The following is a 22,927-nucleotide window of genomic DNA, read 5'->3' on the forward strand; positions in this document are numbered from 1 at the left end:
TAGGCTTTTTTTTCCATGATAAGTAAAGTTTAAAGGTTAAACATGGAATAAAAATAATCTATATACCTGAAAATAAGATCATTAATATAAGAAAAGTAAAAAACTACCGACGTAGGAGGTTTTGTTCAACTTGTTTATATGCGCAGTTTTATTGCACAATATATCCGCATTTGGTTGAATTGGTGTAGTTTTGTTTCACTTTATATTTTTATGTCCATGTCCTCTATTGGACTTTGAACCTTCTTAATTTTCCGGTTACTTATGTGCGTATAAATCTCTGTGGTTCTATGGTTTCGGAGTTCATATAGCTATTGTATTACCGTTCGTCCTACCTTTATGCAGATAAGTGCCATAGGAATGCCTTAACTAATGCGGAGTGATTGGCTTTATAATGCTCACTTTCCCACCGCAACGCTTAATACGGCTGCCCAAGTCTTTGCATGGGATTAAGTCAGTCAGCGAAATAGGTGTATAAGTCACTGCCAAACCCGCTCCTTGAGGTACCACTTACATTCCATAAATCCTTTAACCGTTTATTAACTCGAAACCATAGAGGGATTTCAGCCGTGTTATAGGCAGTTTTTGAAACCTATCGTTTTTCAAAATTATGGTCTTGCGCATACAGTTAAATAGTAATTTCCACAAGATACAAAAAATCAGGATTTTTCTACTAGCGAATTCGTTTGGAAACTTTTTTTAAATACTTTGCCTTCCCAGTTACAATTGCTTCACCTTTCAATTAACCCTGAAATAAGCATGGGCACTTCTATTAAGTGCTGAATTACCTTAAAATCAGCCGCCACATTGTTGTTTGGAGACTTCCTTTTAATTGGAAGCCATATAAGAGACCCTTCTTTGTGATTCGGGTTATGGACAAACCCAAATAAATTTGAAAGACAATTTTTCTGTATCGGATGGAATGCCGGTAGTTGATCCAAATTGAACTGACACAAATTCTTATGAATTAAATATTCTTGCAGCGCTTTTTAAATTACCGGCTCACAAAAGTACTTTCATTGATTTCCTCTTCAGGAATGGTGCGTATTTCTTTTATGCTAACGCTCCCATCATAACCCCAGCATAGGGCCGTTGTATTGACGGTGCCGTAGTAATCTTCTACCCGGATAAATTGGGAAGAAATGGTTTGTTCCAACTCTATGGGGATACCGGTATTGGGCAGTAATTCTACTGGTGCTTTTTCCTTTGATTGTAACAATTTTAATAAATCTTCCAGAGAAGGAGTTTTTTGCGCTAGGAGGTTTTTAAGATCGGCTTTGGCAGCTTCTACTTTTGGCCAGGGCGTATTTAGGAAAGCATTGGAAAGCCCATGGATACCCTCAGGTACTTGTTGAATGCCTCCGCCGTAATTTGAAAACACCATTAATTCTTCCTTTTCAGCTACCAATAAGTTGAAGCCATTGTAATCCTGCTGCGATTTTTCTATTTGCCTCAAATAGTCCCTGGGAGATTGGCTTCCATTTAAAAAGTTGGTTACCAATTCACCCCTAGTTTTGCTTAATGGCTTGTCATTTTGGGGATCTCTATAATTCGTTAGGGCGGCAAATTTACCATTGGTATGGAAACCCAGCCATGTGCCTCCTCCCTTTAAATCCTTTCCGGCATAAATCCCATTGTCCCATTGGTGGAGGCCTTTGGTCGGACGATTGAAGTATTCATCCCTGTTGGCAACCATGATAAGCTTGTATTTGGGATGCTGATTCCAGCTAAATGTAAGTAAGCACATGGCGTAAAATTAATTAGCTCCCCTCGTAAAGGGAAAACCAATCCAAATTATTTTTAACAATATTTAATTACGAATAAAATCGTATGTAATTTGCAATTACGAATTTTGTCGTATATATTTGATACGAAATAAATCGTACATCAATACTATGGACAAGCCCACAGCAGCAGAATTAGAGATATTGGCCATTCTTTGGGAAAAGGAGCAAGTAAGTGTACGGCAGGTGCACGAAGAATTGTCTTTGACCAAGGAAACCGGCTATACGACTACATTAAAAACCATGCAAAACATGCATGCCAAGGGATTGTTGGCAAGAGACGAGGAGAAAAGAAGTCATATTTACAGTGCTTTGATCTCCCAGGAAGATACCCAGCAATCTTTGGTTAGAAATTTTATAGGGAAAGCATTTGGTGGATCAGCAAAAAAGTTGGTCATGCAAGCCTTGGGTCAGAGTGAGCCATCTAAGGAGGAGATCAAAGAGATTCGTGCATTTTTGGATAAAATAGAAAAAGATTCACAATGAAAACCGAATGGATTGTATCGCGTTTGCCTGAAGCTTTGGGTTGGACTTTGGCCCATTCACTTTGGCAGTTGCTCTTTGTAGCAGCAGTGATGTGGTTGCTCTTTAGGTTTAAATTCTTAAATAGTCCACAGAAAAAATACATGCTTGGATTGGGTGGTTTGGGAGTGATGTGCTGCATGTTTGTAGGAACCTTCATAATGGAATTTCACTCCTTTCAAGATGAAGGTCAGGAAGCCTTGGTATTCAGCAGTCAAATCCGGGCAAGTGCTCAGCCTGTTGCAGGTGAAATGCATTGGCCGGCCTATTTATCAGGGAGAATAGCCTATGTATTGCCTTATCTGGTTTATTTTTGGGTAATTGGCGTTTTATTTTATTTTGTAAGGCACCTGGGGAATTTTGTTGTCTTGAAGCAATTAAAGACCAGGTCTCACCAAAGTGTGCCGCAAAATATCCTTCAGTCCATCGAAAGCATAAAAGCCCGATTGGCTCTAAGTTTACCGGTGGATTTCAGGATAAGTTCAGAAATTTCTGTACCCATCACCTATGGTTTTTTCAAGCCGATTGTCTTGCTTCCTTTAGGTTTGATCATGCAATTGTCTCCGGTGCAATTGGAGGCCATAATTGCGCATGAGTTGGCCCATATCCGCAGGTATGATTTTGCAGTCAACCTGATGCAGTCTGTGTTAGAGATCTTGTTTTTTTATCATCCGGCCTTTTGGTGGGTCAACGGACTGGTGAAAGAAGCGAGAGAGCATATTGCAGATGATATCGCAATTCAGGCCGGGGTCAAAGCAATTGATTTAGCCAATGCTTTGGCAATTGTTGCCAATGATGCCGTGGAGGAATCCCCTGAATTGGCCATGGCGGCACATTCCTCCAATTTTCCTTTACTCAATAGAATCAAAAGGATGCTGGGCAATGAACCTGCCCGTTTTTCCAATTCACCTTTAATTACTAAAACAATGATACTTACCCTAATATTTAGCGCCATTCTATTTATCGGCAATGCCAATGAGGTTAAAAAAACTCAGGAACGCTGGGTTTCCACAGCCTTGGAATCAAAATTTGATGGCGACACTTACTTTTTGATGGATACTTTGCCAAAGTCCATTGAAGTAGAAGACACTGTGATCGTCATCAATAAAGATGTGGCTATAGATCTTGATCAAGAAGTTTCAGAAGATGTAGAAGTAGTTATTCATTCGAATAATCATGTTACAACGAGTATTCGTTCAGTGGTTTCGGATAGTTTACCCTTACCCCAACAACCGCCTGTGGTGAACCTAAGTCCTGCTCCTGTTGCTAATTTTAGTCCTCCGGTGTTTAATGATAGCTTGATTCATTATACCCAAAACATTATGGGTGGTTTTGGAGACAGTATTCAAGTATATGCAAGAAATATAGTGATGCTGCAGGGGGATACCTCCGTTTTGTCACAGGAACAAAAGAAAAAGCTTGAGCGGAAAATGGAGTTGCTTCAAAAGAAAATGGAGAAATCCCAAAAGGTATTCGAGGAAAAAATGAAAGCCTGGGAAAAAGAATTTCAGCCTAAAATGAAGGAGTTTGAGCAAAAAATGGAAGCCTGGCAGAAAGAGAACGAGCCTAAAATAAAAGAATTTGAAAAGAAAATGGAAGTTTGGGCCGCGGAAAATGCAGAAAAGATGGAATCCTGGGCCAAGGCATATTCAGAAAAAATTGAAGCATGGGAGAAAGAGAAGAAATTGGAAGCAAAAGAATATTGGGAAAAGGAACAATAGATTTGCCCTTTAATAGATAATGTAATCCTTAGTCATGAGATATTTTCTTATGACTGGGGATTATTTTTTTACTACATTTTCCAAAATAAAAGAAGGGTAGCTGCAACAGTTTTCTGCGGTCATCCTCGGGTGGATTGGTGTTTTTCTGGCAATTTCAAGAAGCTTTTCCGGGGTAGGGAAGCCTGAAATTTCCAAGGCAAAAGTATAATGGTTTGTAGCTTCAATTTTGATTTCCGTATATTCGATTTGAATTTTCTTCGGAGGGTTTGAGAAATTGGAAATGACATTAAATGCTTGGTCAAGGCTTGTCAGCCAACGTTTCTTTAGAATGGGTAAACCGGTTAATTTACTTTCAGTTTTGGGTAATTTTTCCAACGTCCATTTGTCCCAGGCTTCAAACTTACCGGGCAAAGGCTGGGATTCCGGGAGAGGGATGGTCCATTCCTGTCTTTGCTTTACTTCGTAAATATCATCTCTAACCTTAAGCCCCAGATCCGGCCTGTCTGCCATTGGGAAATAAGTATCTGTACGGCTATCCCGTACATTTTTATTCAATGAAAACTCTTTTACGAAATTCAATAGTTCCTCAATTGGAGAACTGAAGAACCATCGGATTTCAATGGTAGAATATAGCGGTTGTTGGGGGGCAAGTTTGGGTATGTCCATGAGGTAATTTGATTGCGATTAGTGATTTTGGGTTTTCTTGCAAGTATTTTTAATGCCTAATAAAGAAATTCAGCCCTTTTCACTTGCGAGACCCTTCATTTTGTTTTTCTGATTTTGATCGAGAAAGCCTTTGAAGGATTTGTGCTTAACAGCAGCTGAATGTCCTCCTCCGTAAAGTCCTGCGCTTTCAAAGCAGGAATAAGTTGGCTGAAAATATTGGTATAGCCCTTTATGCTTTGCTGGTCTTTTTGAGGATCGTACCATCCTGCATCATGGGAAATCAAAATACGGTCCAAAAAATCATTTTCTTTGGCAAAAACTATTTTTTCTACATGCCTTTCAAGGTCCCACCCCAAACCGTCAAGGCTAATCCAGCATCCCTTATCTGCTGCTTTAAGGTAGGCTTCCGTATTGGTTTCTGATTGTGCGTGTACCCAGATAAAGGCTTCGGGAGAAATCTGAAGTTCATTCAGTATCGCCAATTGTGGCCACAAACCTTTGGCTGCTCCGGTATGGGAAGCAATGGTCAAGCCTGTTTCCAGGTGAGTTAGGGCAGCAGCTTTTACCAGCTTGCTGTGCATAGGGCTTAAAGGATCCGAATTGTCAACTCCAATTTTAATAAAACCGGGGTGTATGGAGCTTCCGGCTATGCCATCAGTAAACTCCTTTATCCATATGTCTGACAATTCTTTGGCCGTCATTCTTTTTGCAAAATCCGGAATAAATTGATTGTTTCTTGCCCCGTACAAGCCTGTATTAGTAAGGATTTCTAATCCGGTTTTATTGGCTATCTTTTCCAGCAATAATACATCTCTTCCAAGATAGTTAGGAGTTGCGTCTACAAAGTAACCGACATTGTATGTCTTCAGCTCCTCCAAATAGGGCGTTATTTCATCAATAACTTGTTTATGATTCCATTCACTATAATCAATGCTATCAGCCCCGATAAAATCCACCAAAATATGTTCATGTGAGAGCCAAATTTCATTTTTTAAGGGATGGTGTTTTCCTGACAGACTTTGAATTACAATATTATTGGTCTGAAAAGAGCATCCGCTAATGACCCAAAAAGAAAAAATTGTGATTTTTAGTCCGTTGTTCATGGTTTGTTTTTTTTGTGTCGAGGTAAAGCTATTCTGACTTTTCTCGATAAACTTATATTCTAAAATATCGATTAGTTGGGATAATTAATTGATTTTGGATGGTTTTTATCTCGGTTTCTCCTAAAAACAGGTTGGAATACGGGCAAAAATGCTTGTTTTCATTCCCAAGGTAGATGTGTTTTGTAGGCAAGAAATTTCACTTTATTTGTCAAATCAAGGTTGTGTGTTTTATTTATTACAAATCTTTTAATTAGGGTTGATTTTAGAAGTGTTGAATTAATGATTTGTAAATAAAATAGCATGTTTAATAATTATAGTGTAAAAATATATATTAATTGTTACCATAATTTTAATTTATTAATCTTTTAATTACCTTTGACATATCAAACAAAGACAAAAGGTCTTTGGGTAGTGAAGGGAATCTTTATTACTGATATATACTGTAGGATGATGAAACTGGCAGACATGCCCTCCTGTCTCGGGGGTGGAGATCACAGGATAAAGAAAATAGCGAGCTCGTATTTTTCCTAACTGCTCCGTGGAGGTTCGACTCCTTCTCCTACAGCAGGTTATTTTGGGTTTATTGTTAATTGACTAAAGCTATGGGATTTTATTTCATAGCTTTTTTTTTGTGTCAATTTTTAGATTGAGAGATGAATTGTTCGCCCAGGTCTAACCATAATAGAGGAATAAGGTTAATGCCTTTTCAGGGGATAGGCTTAAGGGAAATATTGGAGAGAGGTGCGAGCCGCAAAAAAAAATGGAGAATAGATTTGTCTAAAGCTGAAAAAACAAAAACCCCAAATACATATTGTAAATGGGGTTTTTTGTGGCCTCGGCAAGAATCGAACTTGCATCTAAAGTTTAGGAAACTTCTATTCTATCCATTGAACTACGAGGCCTAGTATTATAAAATTAAAATAACTGCTTCTTTGTTATTGGCTAACAAGTGATTAAGCCGTTTGAGCATGTTTTTGAAGACTTTCCCCCTCAAAAACACCGCAATTTAAACCATAATTTTGCTATTACGCAAATAAAATATAGTCTTATTCTTCTTTTTGATATTATTAGCTTATCTTTGCAGTCCAAAAATTAACGATGGACGGGTTCCATCAATTAACTAAAAGTCAATATAATATGGCAGTAAAAATCAGATTAGCACGTAGAGGTCGTAAAAAAATGGCCATCTATGATGTAGTAATTGCTGATGCTAGGGCTCCACGTGATGGACGCTTTATCGAGAAAATCGGGTCTTACAACCCAAATACTGATCCTGCATCCATAAACATCAACAACGACCGAGCGTTGAAATGGTTGATGAATGGTGCGCAACCTACCGATACTGTGAAAGCCATGCTTTCTTATCGTGGAGTCATGTTGAAAAAACACCTTCAAATTGGTGTTGTAAAGGGAGCAATTACCCAAGAGCAAGCGGATGAGAAATTCCAGGCTTGGTTAGATGGTAAAGAAAAAGCTATTTCTAGCAAGGTTGAGAAAATTCAGTCTGCTAAAGAAAGTGTTAAAAAGGCCGCATTGGAAGCAGAGACTGCTAAAAATCAAGCCCGTCTTGACGCGATCAAAGAAAGAGAAGATGCTGCAAAAGCTGCAGCTGATGCTGAAGCTAAAGCTGCTGAAGCCGCTGCCGCACCAGAAGCTCCTGAAGCAACTGATGCACCTGTAGCTGAAGCCCCTGCTGAAGGAGAAGCTCCTGCCGCTGGCGAAGATGCTGCTGAAGAAAAAGCATAAAACTGATCAAATACCATGAACAAAGACAATTGTTACCAATTGGGCCATATTGCCAAAGTTCATGGATTACATGGAGAGGTTTTGTTGGTTCTTGATGTTGATTATCCGGAAGATTACGAAGGTTTAGGGCATGTTTTTGTAGAGAATGGAAACCGCTTGGTTCCATTTATTTTGGAGCACATGGTGCCCCAACCCAATAGCAGGTTTTTAGCCAAGTTTGAGGAGTTTAATCACATCGATCAGGTAAAACCCATGGTTGGTTCGGCTTTATACCTTCCATCAACAGCTCTTCCAAAACTTAAAGATGATCAGTATTATTTCCACGAATTAGTGGGTTTCATGGTGATCGACGAAGTGCTAGGCGAGTTGGGTCAAGTTAAGGTAATCTATGATATGGAGACCCAGGATTTGATCGGTATGGAATACAAGGGTAAAGAAGTACTTATCCCCATAAAGGACGGAATCATACAAAAAGTTGATAAGGCAGAAAAAAAAGTTTTCTGTCACTTGCCTGAGGGCTTGATTGACATTTACTTGGAAGATTGATAGGTGATGCACATTGATATCATAACGGTTTTACCCGGTCTCCTTGAAGGTCCCTTTTCACATTCAATTTTGAAAAGGGCCGAAGAAAAAGGATTGGCCAAGGTAGAAATACATGATTTAAGAGATTATGGTATTGGTAAGCAAAAGACCGTAGATGGTTATGCTTTTGGAGGTGGTGCTGGTATGGTCATGATGATCGAGCCCATTGCCAATTGTATCGAGTCCTTGAAGAAATTGAGGGATTACGATGAGATCATTTATATGACACCTGATGGTGAAACTTTCAATCAATCGACAGCCAATGCCTTGTCATTGAAAAAAAACCTAATTATTCTCTGTGGCCATTATAAAGGCGTAGATGAAAGAGTAAGGCAGATTTTCATTACCAAGGAGATTAGTATTGGTGATTTTGTGCTCTCGGGAGGTGAACTTCCTGCTGCACTTGTTACTGATGCCATAATCAGGTTGCTTCCAGGGGTTTTGAATGATGAGACTTCTGCCTTGACAGATTCTTTTCAGGATGGTCTTTTAGCACCTCCAGTATTTACTAGGCCAGCAGATTATGCTGGATGGAAAGTGCCAGAGGTTTTGCTGTCAGGACATGCTGCCAAGATAGCGTCATGGAGGTTTGATCAATCGGTACGTCGGACTCATGAAAGAAGGCCAGATTTAATGAATGATGGCATTTCCAAAGAGAGGGACGATAATAATATAGAACAAAACGATAATTAAGGGTGCTTACTAAGTATCCATAAAAGCGATAAGCAAAATAGTAAAGCAATGAGCGAACTACTTATTAAATTCGTAGAACAGGAGTACAAAGATGTGCGAAGTAAATTCCCATCTTTTAAGGCTGGTGATACCATCAACGTTCACGTGAAAATTACTGAAGGAGCTAAAGAAAGAGTTCAGCAGTTTCAAGGAACCGTTATCCAAAGAAAAAATATCAATACAAATGGCGAAACTTTTACCGTAAGGAAAATTTCGAATGGTATTGGTGTAGAAAGAATATTCCCAATTATTTCTCCAAGCATCGAAAAAATCGAAGTATTGAGAGAAGGTAAAGTAAGAAGAGCAAGATTGTTCTACTTGAGAGGAAGACATGGTAAATCTGCAAGGATTAAAGAAAAAATCAGGGTAAAAAAATAATTACCATCAGATTTATGAATGCATTAAGGGAGCCAATGGCTCCCTTTTTTTTTCTTTTGATCCAAAAAACTTTCTTTTAACCCGGATTATGTAATAGAATGTCTATTTCATATTTCGGGTTTAAATCCCTTATAAAGAATCCTTTTGGAATATACAGGTAAATTAGTTGATGTCTACTTGTTTGTTTTTTGAAATAACTTTAGGGTGAAATTTAATGCTTTCAAACCAGTATCCGCTTATATAAAATTTTAACAGAACAGGATAGTGCAGGATAGTGATTCCTTTTATTTTGGGTTAATTTCAATACTATTTGTATTGTTTAATTTTACAGTCAAACCAAAATAATCATGAAAAAAAGTTACTATTCGGTACAATTTAAGCTCCGAATGTTAATAACTATGCTACTGATAATGGTGGTCATGCTGGGGTATTCCCGTCAGGCCAGCCAGATTTCAGGTAAAGTTGTTAGCGTGGAGGACAATGAGCCCCTTCCAGGGGTTTCTATTCTTGTAAAGGGCACTAGTCGAGGCACGGTTACCAATATTGACGGGGAATTTACAGTTCAGGCTGCTTCCGGAGATATACTTACCGTAAGTTTTATAGGCTTTACAACCCAGGAGGTTCCTGTAAATGGGGGACAAACCAGCTATGAGATCTTAATGGAGTCATCTATGGGTGACCTTGGAGAGGTAGTGGTAGTTGGGTATGGTTCCCAGCGTAAGGCAGACATTACCTCGGCAGTATCTGTAATAAATATGGACAATATTGGAGAGGTGCCTACTACGAATGTTACCCGTTTGCTTCAAGGACAGGCAGCAGGGGTGCAGGTTAGGCAGACTTCAGGTAGGCCAGGAGAAGAGATGGAAGTAACCATTCGTGGAATTGGTTCTTTAGGCGCAGGGAGTAAGCCCCTTTATGTAGTTGATGGCTTTCCTGTGGGAACTTCATTGGGACAAAACCTTAACCCTGCAGACATTGAAAGCATGACGGTGCTGAAAGATGCGGCATCTACAGCCATTTATGGTGCCAGAGGATCCAATGGTGTGATCCTGATCACTACAAAATCAGCAAAAGAGGGCGTGGTGAATCTTGATTTTGTGGTCAACCAAGGTATTCAGAATGTACCTGACAGTAGAAGAACAAAGATGATGAATGGGACAGAGTTTGCTCAGTTCAAGCATGATAGTTTTGTAGACAGAATCAGGTATTTCGAAAAAAGAGAGCCAGCGATTGAAGAAGTTCCGCTTGAATTCAGGTATCCTGAACAAAACACTGTCTCAACAGATTGGTTTGATGAAATATTAAATCAGAATGCTAAATTCCAAAGTTACAACGCCACCCTGTCCTCAGGCAAAGGGGGCATTCGCTCCCTGGTTTCTGTAGGTTATATCAACCAAGAAGGTGCGGTGATCGAAACGGGTTTTGAGCGTTTTAATGTCAGGGCAAACATAGGGGGTAAAGTTAATGACTTTATTACCATGGGATGGAACATCGCTGCCTCCCATTCCAATGAGGATTATGCCTCTACCAATGGAAGAAGTGCAATAATTGGAAAGGCCTTATGGGCGGATCCACGATATCCTGTTTACAATGAAGACGGAAGTTTCAATGATTATATTGGAGGAACAAATGGTGTCTTTGGTGCGGCCAATGTGGTGCAGGAGTTGCATGAAATGGAACGTAAACTATCAGAAAACAATGTCATGACCAATGGGTTTTTGGAATTTGCTTTTTTGAAAAACTTTAAGTTCAGAACTTCTGTAAACGCAATCTTAGAAAACAGCGATCAGAAAGAATTCAGACCGTCTACTTTGGCAGGTACAGGATTTAATCAAGCCCCACCAAGGGAAGCCACTTTGTACCAGAGAAGATTTGAAACCCTTAATATTGCAGCAGATCAATTATTGTCTTACAATAAGATTTTTGGAAACCATAGAGTGGAAGGGCTACTTGGTTTTTCTGCTCAAGAAGAAACTTATAAGTTCTTGCAGGGGAATGGCAATGAATTCCCCAATGATCAAGTTAGGTTTTTGAGTGCTGCCATTAGGCAAACCTCTACCTCTGGGGAAGCGGATTGGAGTTTGATGGCTTACTTTGCAAGGGCCAACTATTCTTTCAACGACAAGTACCTTTTTTCCGCATCTTTTAGAAGAGAAGGTAGTTCACGTTTTGGAGCAGACAATAAATGGGGGAATTTTCCTGCATTTTCAGCAGGATGGAGAATTTCTGAAGAATCCTTTATGCCAGAAACTCGCTGGATCACCGATATGAAATTGAGGGCTAGCTTTGGGGTTACTGGAAACAATGCCATTGGTAATTATTCTAGTTTATCAAATATGGGGATTTCAAATTACGTTTTGGGAGGAGCCATTGCCAACGGACAAATTCTTTCCAATTTTGCCAATGCCAATTTAGGTTGGGAACAATCCCAACAGACCGATATTGGTTTGGATTGGGCCATGTTTGATAACCGCTTGGTTTTGACCGCGGAGTATTACAATAGGTTGACCAATAATATGCTGCTTTCTGTAGAGATGCCTGTGATTTCAGGATTTACTCAATCTTTGGATAATGTTGGTAAAGTACGAAACAGAGGCCTTGAACTGGCTTTGGATTACAGAACCAAGTTCAATCAGGTCAACATAAGGTCCAATGTAAACCTTACCATCAATAGAAATAAAGTGTTGGAGATAAGAGGTGAAAATGATGAGATCTGGTCAGGTGGTTTTTATAGTACTTATAATGTGTCTCAGGTGGGAAAACCTTTGGCGATGCTACATGGCTTTAAAATGGTGGGTATTTTCAATACTGATGCAGAAATTGAAGCCTGGCCTAACCAAGATGGGGCAGTTCCGGGTACCTATAAGTATTTTGACGCCAATGGAGATGGGGTGATTTCCTATGACCAACAGGACATGATAGAAATAGGTAACCCGCATCCGGATTACATCCTTGGCTATACCCTAGGAGGTGATTTCAAAAACTTTGACTTTAACCTAATGTTCACCGGAGCCTTCAATTATGATGTTTTTAGAAACATAGAGGCCACTACAATGAACATGGATGGGGTGTTCAATATTCTGCAATCAGGTGTTAACCGTTGGAGGTCTGCAGAAAATCCTGGTGACGGCAGAGGGGCCACTACCAATACATGGAAATGGCAGCGCGAGTCAAATTCCAGGTATGTATATGATGCTAGCCATGTGTGGTTAAGAAACATTACCCTCGGTTATACTATTCCGAAAAACCCAATACTTCCTAATGCAAGGGTGTTTTTTAGTGCAGAAAATCCTTTTCTGTTTACTTCATTCCCAGGAACCAATCCTGAAATCAACACAAGAGGTGGAATCAATATAGGCGTGGACGATGAAGCTTATCCAATGCCTAGAACATTCACTTTAGGCGCATCCATAAGATTCTAAATCATAAATTGACTAGAAACATGAAAAAGTATTTTAATATAACGATCCTTTGCATAGGCATTCTGCTACTAGGCACAGCCTGTGATGAAGAGTTTCTGAATAAAACAGACCCTACGGTTTTGGTGTCTGATAATTTTTACCAGACAGAAAAACAAGTCATACAGGCCATAAACGGTGTGTATGGACAGTTGAGAGGCTGGCACTTGAATCAATGGCAGTATACTGAGTTTATTTCAGACAATACTACCCTACATTTCAATCCTGGAAACAGAGGTAGCGGACCAAGCCTTGAGGCCTTGGAATTTTGGCAATACAATCCTGCCACCTCTAACGTTACCAACTTGTACAACAGTACCTATGGGATAATGGTAAATGTCAATACTGGGCTAAGTAAACTGCCTGAATCCAATGCTACTGAGGCCATCAAATTGAGGTCTGAGGGTGAGTTGAAAATGATCAGGGCTTACCTTTACTTTCATCTGGTGCAGCATTTTGGTGATGTAATTGTTATTACCGAACCTGTGAAATCTCCTGCTGAAGCATTTGAGTACAACAGATCACCAGTTGAAACGGTCTACCAGCAGATTATCTCTGACCTTAATTTCGCGATAGGTGCTTTACCTGCCAATTATGGATCAGACGATATCGGCAGGGTGACAAAAGGTGCGGCTTTAAGTTTACTGGGTAAGGTTCACCTGACCAGAAAAAATTACTCTGCGGCGATAGAAACATTGAATCAGGTAACTTCCTTGGGTTACGATTTGCTGGATAATTATGAGGATATATTTGATCCGCAGAATAAAAACCATCAGGAATCCATTTGGGATATTCAATACCAGGGCGACAATCAATACGGGGTCAACAGTAATTTTATCTATACATTTGCCCCGAGAGAATCCGGAGGAGCGGTCATTGATTTTCCAGGCCAGGATGGTGGTGGCTGGAACACGCCTACCAATGAGATCATTGCCTTGTACGAAGAAGGAGATTTGAGAAAAGATGTTTCTTTAAAGGAAGGTTATACCAATCTTCAAGGTGAATATGTCGGCGTACCATTTATCAATAAATTCAATCATCCACATACTATCAGAGGGGTAACCAATGACAATTGGCCTGTAATTAGGTATGCGGATGTGCTATTGATGCTTGCTGAGGCCATCAATGAAGTGGACGGTCCTACTGGAACTGCCTATAGCTATCTAAATGAGATCCGTGCCAGAGCAGGGTTGGATCCTATCAATGGCCTGGGCAAGGATGAGTTCAGAGAAGTGCTTCTAAATGAGCGCAGGATTGAGCTGGCATTTGAGAACCACCGTTGGTTTGATTTGAAACGTACTAAATCTGCCAGTGACTTAGTTACCATGCTTAATGCCTATGGACTAAGAGAGCGTGCAAATCCTACGACTTCCAGAGAGGGAATACCTTTTTCAAACAATGACTTTATTTTTGAGGCTCATGAGATTCTATTCCCTATACCACAGGATCAAATGAGAATAAATTCTTCATTGGTTCAAAATCCAGGTTATTAATTTTTTTCTTTTAATGAGCTTCAGAAGACTTAAGTTTTCTGAAGCTCATTCTTTTTTAAAATAGGCTGGCAGAATATAAAGTTATGTCCCTTGATATTATCCTGAATTGAATGTCGAAATATTTTATTTTTTCTTTTTATTCAAAATTAAATATTCCTGCTCCTAATTTTTTTAAGATAACTACAATATACCGATCTGATTTGTAGGAGAAAGAGTGGAACTTTTCTTCAGCACAGTACAGGACAGTTTTAGAGAAAATTAGGGTTTTATTGTATTTGAAATCATCATTAAACCGATGAGAGAGTCAATTTCCCAAATCAATTTAACCTATTAATTATGAAAAAAAATTGTTACCAATTTTTGGATAGCAAGCAGCTATTTTCCCTTTTAGCTGCTATGTTATTGAGTTTCGCTTCTTATGCGCAAAGCACCGTTTCGGGTGTGGTACGCTCAGAAGGCGATAACGAAACAATACCGGGAGTGTCGGTATTGGTGAAAGGGACTACACGAGGAACAGTTACGGACCTCGATGGAAAGTTTCAGGTGGAAGCTGCCGCAGGAGAAGTCCTTTCGGTAAGTTATATCGGGTATGCGACCAAAGAAATCACTATTCAAGGTGGTCAAACGCAATATGATGTTACCCTAGCCTCTTCTGTGAGCGATTTGACAGAAGTTGTTGTGGTGGGTTATGGTAGTCAGTTGAAAAAAGAGATCACCGGTTCGGTGCAAACCATAGATGGTGATGATCTGATGGATATGCCAGTGTCTCAAATGGCTCAAAAGTTACAGGGGCAGTTGGCAGGTGTACAAATAAACCAAACTACAGGTAGACCAGGACAGGGAATGAACGTCCGTATCAGGGGGCAACTTTCTGTTTCTGCAGGTAGTGATCCCTTATATGTAGTGGATGGTTTCCCTATCACAGGAGATATTTCCACTTTGAACCCGGATGAAATTCAGGATATCACAATTTTGAAAGATGCTGCCTCTACTTCTCTTTACGGTTCTAGAGCTGCGAACGGTGTGGTTCTAATTACTACTAAAAGAGGTAAAGCAGGACAGTCTAGTGTTTCTCTAAATGTGTACACTGGTATTCAAAATGTACCACACTACAACCGTCTTGAAATGATGGATGCGGTTGAGTTTGCCCAGTTTAAAAAGGAGTATTATGAGGATGCGGGCAGACCTGTGCCGGACATGTTTCAAAATCCGTCTTCTTATGAAGGAAAAACCCAGGATTGGTATGACGCTTTGCTACAAACAGCGCCAATTTCTAATTACAACCTGACCATTAATTCCAATACAGAAAAAATGAGAACTTCTGTAGTGGCTGGTTATTTTGACCAAGAAGGTGTGGTATTGAACACGGATTATGAACGTTTTTCATTAAGGATTAACTCTGATTATACTGCTTCTGACAAGCTTACTATGGGATTTAATCTTGCCCCTCAATATGTAAGGGACAATACACCTAGAACAGATGGTTCAAGGGGTACAGGTATTTTGTTCAATGCCCTACATGCGTGGCCAAATATGCCTATATATGATGATGAAGGTGAATTGACATATTACAATAGGTTCCCTGCTGAAACAGGTAATATCTTTGCCTATCCAAACTATGTTCGTTCTGCTTTAGAGATCACCAATGAGACCAAGCAAACCAACTTGCTTTCAAATGCATATGTTCAGTATGAGCCTATTGAAGGATTATTTGTTAAATCTACCATCAATGCGGAAATAAGAAATAGCAAATATTTTTATTTCAACCCATCTACGGCCACTTCAGGAATCAACATTGCTATTCCAGCAGTTGCTTCTTCTGTAAGGGATCATTATGATAATTTTAGCTGGTTGAATGAAAATACGGTTACTTATAACAAATCTATCAATGACCATAACTTCCAGTTATTGGGAGGTTTTACTAACCAGAAATTCAGAAGAGAGAGAACAAGAGTTGCAGCAGATACCTATGCTGATGACAGGCTTCCTACCATTCAAGGCGCAATTAACATCAATAGAGGTGGTTCCGTTTCTGACGTACAGGAGTGGTCATTGACTTCATTCCTTTCTAGATTGACTTATAACTTCAAAGGCAAGTATTTGATGACTGCAGCCATAAGGGCTGATGGGTCCTCTCGATTTGGTTCTGAAAACCGTTGGGGTGTGTTCCCTTCAGTATCTGCTGGTTGGGTATTGTCTGACGAAGGTTTCTTGAATACAAGTGACAAAGTTTCCTTTGCTAAACTTAGAGGTAGCTTTGGTGTTACTGGTAACAATAATATCGGTAATTATACCCAATATGCTTTGGTTAGTAATACCGTAAACCATGTATTTGACAATACAGTGGTACCAGGGGCTGCCATTACCTCATTATCCAATCCTTTCCTAGGATGGGAAACAACCAGGCAATTTGATATAGGACTTGATTTAGGCTTGTTTGATGATCGTGTAACTTTCATTTATGATTATTACTCGAAAAACACCACCAATCTGTTGTACAATGTTCAGATTCCTCAGGAAGCAGGCTTTGGAAGCTTTACCGATAATATTGGTGAGATCAAATTCTGGGGTCATGAATTTTCTATCACTTCAAGAAATACCGAAGGAAGATTAATATGGACAACCAATGCCAATATCTCTTTCAATAGAAATAGGGTAGAAGCTTTGGCTGATGGTATAGACCGAGTATATGGTTCTTATCACATCACCCAGGTAGGACAGCCTTTCGGTCAATTTTACGGTCTGAGAAAGCTAGGTAATTATATGGATCAAGATGATTTAGATAATTCTCCTCAGGTTCCTGGACGGTCTACTGTAGGATCCATCAAACTAGAAGATATTAATGGTGATGGTATCATTACACGTGGAGGAGACAATGATGACAGAACAATCATAGGAAATCCTTTCCCTGACTTTACTTATGGTATTACCAATAACTTTAAGTACGGACAATGGGATTTGAATATCATTGCTTCCGGCTCACATGGCAATCAGTTGTACATGAGACACCTATATAGTACAGCCAATTTGGATGGAGTATTTAATATGGTTGCAAAAGCAACTGATCGTTTCCGCTCTCCTTCTGATCCGGGTGAAGGAATCTTCGGAACCACAGTAGGGGGTGGTAATGTGACAGGGATCGAAAGAGACTGGGCAAATAGCAATTTTGTTTATGATGCTTCTTTCTTTTCTATCAAAAACATTACGCTTGGTTATGACATCGGAAAAATTGCCAATGTTGTGAAAGGTGCCAGAGTATATGCCTCAGTACAGAATGTGTATATCTTTACTCCTTACTGGGGAGGTCCTAACCCAGAAGTTAGTCAAGACAATGGAACAGGTGATGGAGGTAATCTAAGCCCAGGAGTTGACCTTACAGGTTACCCAATTCCTCGTACCTTCACTATCGGTGCAAACATTACATTCTAATCAGGCTTTTTACCTTAATTTGATTAAAAATGAAAAAAATAAATATATTCATAGTGCTTTTGGGTATTATGGCGTCAAGCTGTGAAGAGTTTTTGACCCTAACTCCCGAGACGGCACTTAGTTCAGCCACCTTTTATAAGACAGAGGCGGATTTTGAGCAAGCGGTTAATGCAACTTATGCACCACTTCGTTCCATAGCTGATGACCGTTCTTGGTTATTATGTGAAATGCGTTCTGACAATACGATCTATGCCAGGAATATCAACTTTGGAGCTACAGAGCAACAAGAAGATATTTCTGACCATGCCTTGCCTGAAGCGCAGGGAATTACTTCAAATACCCATGTGCTTAATCAGTACCGACAGGATTACCTTATTATCGCCAGAGCCAATCAAATTCTTTCGGTAATCGATGAGGTTGAATTTGACCAAGACAAAAAGGATAATTTAAAAGGACAAGCGCTTTTCTTAAGAGGCTATGCTTATTATGAATTGGCAAGGTATTTTGGTGGTGTACCACTTCATTTAGAGCCTGTTACTACAAGAGAAGAAGCGGCCCTACCGATCACACCTGAAGCAGAGATTTACAATCAACTTGTAAGTGATATTCAAGCGTCAATTGCTTTGCTTCCTGTACGTTCCAATCAAGGAGTAGGTAGAGCTTCTAAGGGTGCAGCGCAAATGTTGCTTGCAGATGTTTACATCACACAAAAGAAATGGTCAGAAGCTGAGACTTTGTTGAAAGCCATAGTTAGTAGTGGAGAATATGAACTTATTGAAAATTATGAAAATGTATTTTCCGAAAGTGTGGGTAATAAAAACAATGCAGAATCTTTATTTGAGGTACAGTACCTTGAAGGTCCTGAAGGCTTGAATGGAAACTTCTTGTACAGCTTTATGCCGAGACCAATTTCTTCTCAGGAATTACAGCCCATTACAGGGACATCCAATACTCAAGGGCTTGATGGAGAAGGTAACAATGTTCCTACTCCCGATATTATTGCGGCTTATGAAGATGGAGATTTGAGAAAAGATGCATCCATCGCTTATGTAGAGATTGCGGGAAGTGATAGAGAAGACAAGGTTTATCCTTACATTAAGAAATATGCCAAGCCCCATGCCTTGCATGGAAACCACGGCATTAATTGGCCTATCTACCGGTATGCAGAAGTTCTACTTTTCTTGGCTGAGGCCCTTAATGAGCAAGGTAAAACTGCAGAAGCAGCAGAATATCTGAACGAAATCAGAGAAAGAGCTGGATTGGACGCAACAACTGCATCCGGCCAAGCCGATATGCGAGAAGCTATCTTTAAAGAAAGAAGAGTGGAATTGGCTTTTGAGAACAAAAGATGGTTTGATATTGTCAGAGCGGATAGGGTTCAAGAAATCATTGGAGATTTTGGTCAAAGAGCCTTAGCAAATCCTTTGGATTATTATTATCCTGAAGGTGCTACATTCAGATCCAATGCTTTTACTAATATCACCAAATATTACGCATTGCCTGCAGCTGAAGCTGAGATAACCCCTCACTTCTAAAGGTTTGTGCTAAGATTTAAGCCATATTTATGGTTTAAGGTACAACGGAAAGCTTTATCGCTTTCCGTTGTTTTTTGGGTTTTTATGACCAAAGGTTTTTTTTCGACATTATTGGTTATCATAAGCTGCGAATTTGGGTTAATTTTAAAAATGGTTTTAAGCGAGTGGTAAACAATTGCTAGTAGGAATGTGAATTAACAACTAACTTATGTATAAAAATAAAATAATGAAGAACTGGCTAATGGCTGGATTGATCCTGTTAATGATGGGATCATGTGGTCAAAGCGATGTTGACCAAAAGGAGGTGCATCCCAAGGTAGCCAAATTAAAATTGCCGACAGGTTTCGAAGCTGAACACTTATATAGCCCGGGAGAGAATGACCAGGGATCATGGGTGGGAATGACCTTCGATGATAAAAACCGACTTTTAACCGTAGACCAATACGGTGCGATTTATCGCATGGAGGTTCCGCCCATTGGTTCAGATTCTTTGACTCCAACAGTGAATAAATTGATTATTGGAGATGCAGGAGATGATAAAATAGGTATGGGTTATGCTCAGGCTTTATTGTATGCCTTTAACAGCCTATATGTAATGGTAAATCATCGTGCCAATGATGATTTTGACAAGAGTACAGGTCTTTATAGACTTCAAGATACCAATGGAGATGATCAATTTGATAAAATAACAACCGTAAGAGAATTTACTGGTAGCCCTGGAGAACATGGTCCTCACAGTATGGTTGTTTCACCTGATGGAAAGTCAATATACATTGTTGTAGGAAATCATATTGACGTTCCTGAAATGGATCATTACAGAATTCCACGTGTTTGGGAAAATGACAACCTGATTCCTGAAATCAAGGATCCTAGAGGTCATGCCAACAGTAGAGGAGCACCAGGAGGATGGGTAGCTAAAATTGATCCTGAAGGTAAAGAATGGGAGTTAATTAGTGTAGGTTATAGAAATCCATTTGATGTAGCTTTCAATGAAGTAGGTGATTTGTTTACTTATGATTCTGATATGGAGTGGGACTTTGGCATGCCATGGTACAGACCTACTCGAATCAACCACGTAACTAGTGGTAGTGAATATGGTTGGAGAACAGGAAACATGAAATGGTCTCCGGATTACACAGATAATCTTCCAGCAGTATTGAATATTGGCCAGGGTTCCCCTACCAATGTGTTTTATGGTAGTAAAGCAAAATTCCCTGAAGAGTATCGAAATGCACTTTATGCCTTTGATTGGAGTTTTGGTATCATGTACAAAATTAACCTGGAGCCAAATGGCGGGTCTTATACGGCTACAGGTGAAGAATTTATTTCAGGCTCTCCACTTCCTTTGACAGATGGTGTGATCGGACCTGATGGTGCTTTGTATTTTATGACTGGTGGTAGACGCCTTGAGTCTGACTTGTACAGAGTTCATTATACTGGAGACCTAAGTGGTGAGCGTAAAGGTGGTCTTACGGAAGCAGACCTTCCTGAAGAACACAAAATCCGTAGAAGCTTAGAAGCATACCATTCTGGACCAAAATCTGGTGCGATTGATTTTGCTTGGCCATATTTGAGCCATAAGGACAGGTTTGTGCAATATGCGGCAAGGATAGTTGTAGAACATCAACCTCTTTCCGAATGGCAAAGCAAAGCATTGAACGAAACCAATCCAAGGGCTTTGGCTCAGGCAATTATTGCCTTAGCGAGACATGGAAATGCTTCACAGAGAAATCAAATGATAGAAGCATTGATGGGCTTAGATTATGGGTCACTCAATGAGGAAGATCAAATGAATTTGGCCAGAGCTTTTGAAGTAGTTATTGCCAGACATGGTAACCCAACTGGTTCTGTAAGAGATCAATTGATTGGCTATTTGGATGCCCAGTTTCCGGCAGAAACAAACAGGGTAAACAGGGTGATAGGCAAAGTTTTGGTGAAAATAGAAGCACCTACTGCAGTGCCTAAATTATTGGGCATGTTAGAAAATGCAAAAGATGATCCTAATTTCCAGAAAACACTTACAGCTTCGTCTGACCTGATCATGAGAAATCCTCAGTATGGTTTGGATATAGCAAATATGCTTGCCAATGTGCCTCCTGCGCAACAAACTTATTTGGCTACAGTACTTGGAGGAGCCAAAGCTGGTTGGGATGAGTCCTCTTATGAAAAATATTTCAATTGGACCAATAATGCATTCCAGTACAAAGGTGGTAGAAGTTATGTAGGCTTTATTGACAGAGCTAGAAAAATGGCACTAAGTACTGTTCCAAAATCCAAGTTTGATCATTACGATGAACTATCAGGAGGTAAAAGGCTTTCCGGATCTGGAAATGAGATTGTGGAAACGACTATTCAGCCTGAAGGCCCTGGTAAAAGATGGACCGTTGAGCAGGCAGCACCTTTAGTAGAAGAGCTTAAAGGAAGAGACCTTGAAAAAGGCAAGGCAATGTTTAATGCCACACTTTGTATTTCTTGTCATGCCATGGGTGGCGAAGGTGGAGCCGTAGGTCCTGACCTTACTCAGCTTGGTACCCGATTTAGTCCTAAGGATATTCTTGAAGCGACCATTAACCCTAATGACGTGATTTCTGATCAATATGCCGCTATGGTATTTGTGATGGGAGACAAGTCTTCGGTTGTTGGAAGGTTAATAAGAGAGGATGAAACGACTTATTATATATCACAAAATCCTTTTTCTCCAGACATGATTGTGGAGATTCCAAAAGATAAGGTGACAAGTACGAAAGAGTCAGAAGTATCTGTGATGCTTCCAGGTTTAGTCAATCGACTCAACGAAGAGGAACTTAAAGATTTGATGGCTTACCTGGTGTCAGGAGGCAATCCTAATCACGAGGTATACAAATAATAATACTTAAAGAAAAACGTTTTCAGGCCGGACAATTTTTGTTTGGCCTGAAAATTTTCAACCTAAATCAGCACCAAATGAAAAATATATTTAGATTAACTTCACTGGTTGCCATTTCATCGCTTACATTTTCCTGTGGTTCAGGTCAGCAAAAGGATGATGCGGCAGCAAGTCAAGAAGAAGTAGCTGTTGAAGCAAACATCAATGATGGTTTTAAAAAGATTTTTGATGGTGAAAGTCTTAATGGTTGGGATGGAGATGCCACCTATTGGAGAGTAGAAGATGGGGCTTTGGTAGGCGAAATCACCGAGTCCACCAAATTGGATAGAAACCATTTTATCATTTATCAGGGTGGTCAACCTGCAGATTTTGAATTTAAAGCTGAATTTAAAATTACTGAGGCTGGTAACTCAGGTGTCAATTACAGAAGTGCTCCAGTAGAAGGTTTGGAACATGCGCTTAAAGGATACCAAGCAGATATTGATGGTAAAAACAATTATACAGGCCAAAATTACGAAGAAAGAAAAAGAACTACCCTTGCCTATATAGGTCAACAAACCAAGATCAATCCTCAAGAAAAAGAGGGTGATTTGAGAGCGAATGTTGAAAAAAATGCTTGGTTAGGACTTGAAGTAGTGAAAGAATTGGGTGATAGGGCTGAAATGAGAAAGGTTGTCAAGTCAAACGATTGGAACGAAATTCGGATTGTTGCTAAGGGAAACCGCTTGAAACATTATATTAATGGAACCCTAATGAGTGATGTGACCGATGAGGATCCTGCGAATAGTTCTTCTAAAGGTTATTTGGGAATGCAGGTACACGTTGGCCCTCCTATGCAGGTAGCCTACCGAAATATATATTTAAAGAACCTTTAATTTTCGGCTATATAAAAGAGGATTTACCTGAAAGAAC

15 protein-coding genes and 1 tRNA gene are annotated in these 22,927 nt (G+C 39.7%); 12 read left to right on the plus strand and 4 right to left on the minus strand.

Annotation, left to right across the window (positions count from 1 at the left end; genetic code table 11):
• Window positions 1–991: 991 nt before the first annotated feature.
• Complete coding sequence (locus tag AC13EX_RS03380; protein ID WP_482891537.1) at window positions 992–1,744, minus strand: NRDE family protein; 753 nt, start codon at window positions 1,742–1,744, stop codon at window positions 992–994.
• 148 nt (window positions 1,745–1,892) lie between these two features.
• Here AC13EX_RS03380 and AC13EX_RS03385 point away from each other — a divergent pair, with 148 nt between their 5' ends.
• Both AC13EX_RS03385 and AC13EX_RS03390 read left to right on the plus strand, forming a co-directional pair.
• On the plus strand, window positions 1,893–2,267 hold the full coding sequence (locus AC13EX_RS03385) for a BlaI/MecI/CopY family transcriptional regulator (protein ID WP_482891538.1): 375 nt from the start codon (window positions 1,893–1,895) through the stop codon (window positions 2,265–2,267).
• Complete coding sequence (locus AC13EX_RS03390) at window positions 2,264–4,024, plus strand: M56 family metallopeptidase (protein WP_482891539.1); 1,761 nt, start codon at window positions 2,264–2,266, stop codon at window positions 4,022–4,024. Before AC13EX_RS03385 ends, AC13EX_RS03390 begins: the two co-directional genes overlap by 4 nt.
• Window positions 4,025–4,084: 60 nt before the next feature.
• On the opposite strand, the gene AC13EX_RS03395 is transcribed toward AC13EX_RS03390, so the two are convergent.
• The 3 genes from AC13EX_RS03395 to AC13EX_RS03405 all read right to left on the minus strand — a co-directional run bounded on the left by AC13EX_RS03395 (window position 4,085) and on the right by AC13EX_RS03405 (window position 6,695).
• Window positions 4,085–4,690, minus strand: coding sequence for a hypothetical protein (locus AC13EX_RS03395; protein WP_482891540.1), 606 nt, complete (start codon window positions 4,688–4,690; stop codon window positions 4,085–4,087).
• Between the two features lie 95 nt (window positions 4,691–4,785).
• Complete coding sequence (locus AC13EX_RS03400; RefSeq protein WP_482891541.1) at window positions 4,786–5,793, minus strand: phosphotriesterase family protein; 1,008 nt, start codon at window positions 5,791–5,793, stop codon at window positions 4,786–4,788.
• A gap of 830 nt (window positions 5,794–6,623) precedes the next feature.
• Window positions 6,624–6,695: transfer RNA gene (locus tag AC13EX_RS03405), tRNA-Arg, on the minus strand.
• A 235-nt stretch (window positions 6,696–6,930) separates the two neighbouring features.
• Here AC13EX_RS03405 and AC13EX_RS03410 point away from each other — a divergent pair.
• The 10 genes from AC13EX_RS03410 to AC13EX_RS03455 all read left to right on the plus strand — a co-directional run bounded on the left by AC13EX_RS03410 (window position 6,931) and on the right by AC13EX_RS03455 (window position 22,890).
• Window positions 6,931–7,539 (plus strand): 30S ribosomal protein S16, encoded by a 609-nt coding sequence (locus AC13EX_RS03410; RefSeq protein WP_482891542.1) that lies wholly within the window; start codon window positions 6,931–6,933, stop codon window positions 7,537–7,539.
• A gap of 15 nt (window positions 7,540–7,554) precedes the next feature.
• Window positions 7,555–8,085 carry a ribosome maturation factor RimM gene (gene rimM / locus AC13EX_RS03415; RefSeq protein ID WP_482891543.1) on the plus strand — a complete coding sequence of 177 codons (531 nt, stop codon included), beginning with the start codon at window positions 7,555–7,557 and terminating at the stop codon, window positions 8,083–8,085.
• 6 nt (window positions 8,086–8,091) lie between these two features.
• Entirely contained in the window at window positions 8,092–8,817 is a 726-nt protein-coding gene (trmD, locus tag AC13EX_RS03420; protein ID WP_482891544.1) for a tRNA (guanosine(37)-N1)-methyltransferase TrmD, read from the plus strand.
• 48 nt (window positions 8,818–8,865) lie between these two features.
• On the plus strand, window positions 8,866–9,234 hold the full coding sequence (gene rplS / locus AC13EX_RS03425; RefSeq protein WP_048641151.1) for a 50S ribosomal protein L19: 369 nt from the start codon (window positions 8,866–8,868) through the stop codon (window positions 9,232–9,234).
• Window positions 9,235–9,581: 347 nt separating this feature from the next.
• Window positions 9,582–12,656, plus strand: a complete 3,075-nt coding sequence (locus AC13EX_RS03430) for a SusC/RagA family TonB-linked outer membrane protein (protein WP_482891545.1) — start codon at window positions 9,582–9,584, stop codon at window positions 12,654–12,656.
• Window positions 12,657–12,676: 20 nt separating this feature from the next.
• Window positions 12,677–14,185 carry a RagB/SusD family nutrient uptake outer membrane protein gene (locus AC13EX_RS03435; protein ID WP_482891546.1) on the plus strand — a complete coding sequence of 503 codons (1,509 nt, stop codon included), beginning with the start codon at window positions 12,677–12,679 and terminating at the stop codon, window positions 14,183–14,185.
• A 336-nt stretch (window positions 14,186–14,521) separates the two neighbouring features.
• Window positions 14,522–17,614: a SusC/RagA family TonB-linked outer membrane protein gene (locus tag AC13EX_RS03440; protein ID WP_048641148.1), complete on the plus strand. Its 3,093-nt coding sequence runs from the start codon at window positions 14,522–14,524 to the stop codon at window positions 17,612–17,614.
• 29 nt (window positions 17,615–17,643) lie between these two features.
• On the plus strand, window positions 17,644–19,149 hold the full coding sequence (locus tag AC13EX_RS03445) for a RagB/SusD family nutrient uptake outer membrane protein (protein ID WP_482891547.1): 1,506 nt from the start codon (window positions 17,644–17,646) through the stop codon (window positions 19,147–19,149).
• A 226-nt stretch (window positions 19,150–19,375) separates the two neighbouring features.
• Entirely contained in the window at window positions 19,376–22,015 is a 2,640-nt protein-coding gene (locus AC13EX_RS03450) for a c-type cytochrome (protein ID WP_482891548.1), read from the plus strand.
• 77 nt (window positions 22,016–22,092) lie between these two features.
• Window positions 22,093–22,890: a 3-keto-disaccharide hydrolase gene (locus tag AC13EX_RS03455; RefSeq protein WP_482891549.1), complete on the plus strand. Its 798-nt coding sequence runs from the start codon at window positions 22,093–22,095 to the stop codon at window positions 22,888–22,890.
• The last annotated feature ends 37 nt before the right edge of the window (window positions 22,891–22,927 follow it).

It is taken from the genome of Cyclobacterium sp. L-R, from assembly GCF_056859355.1.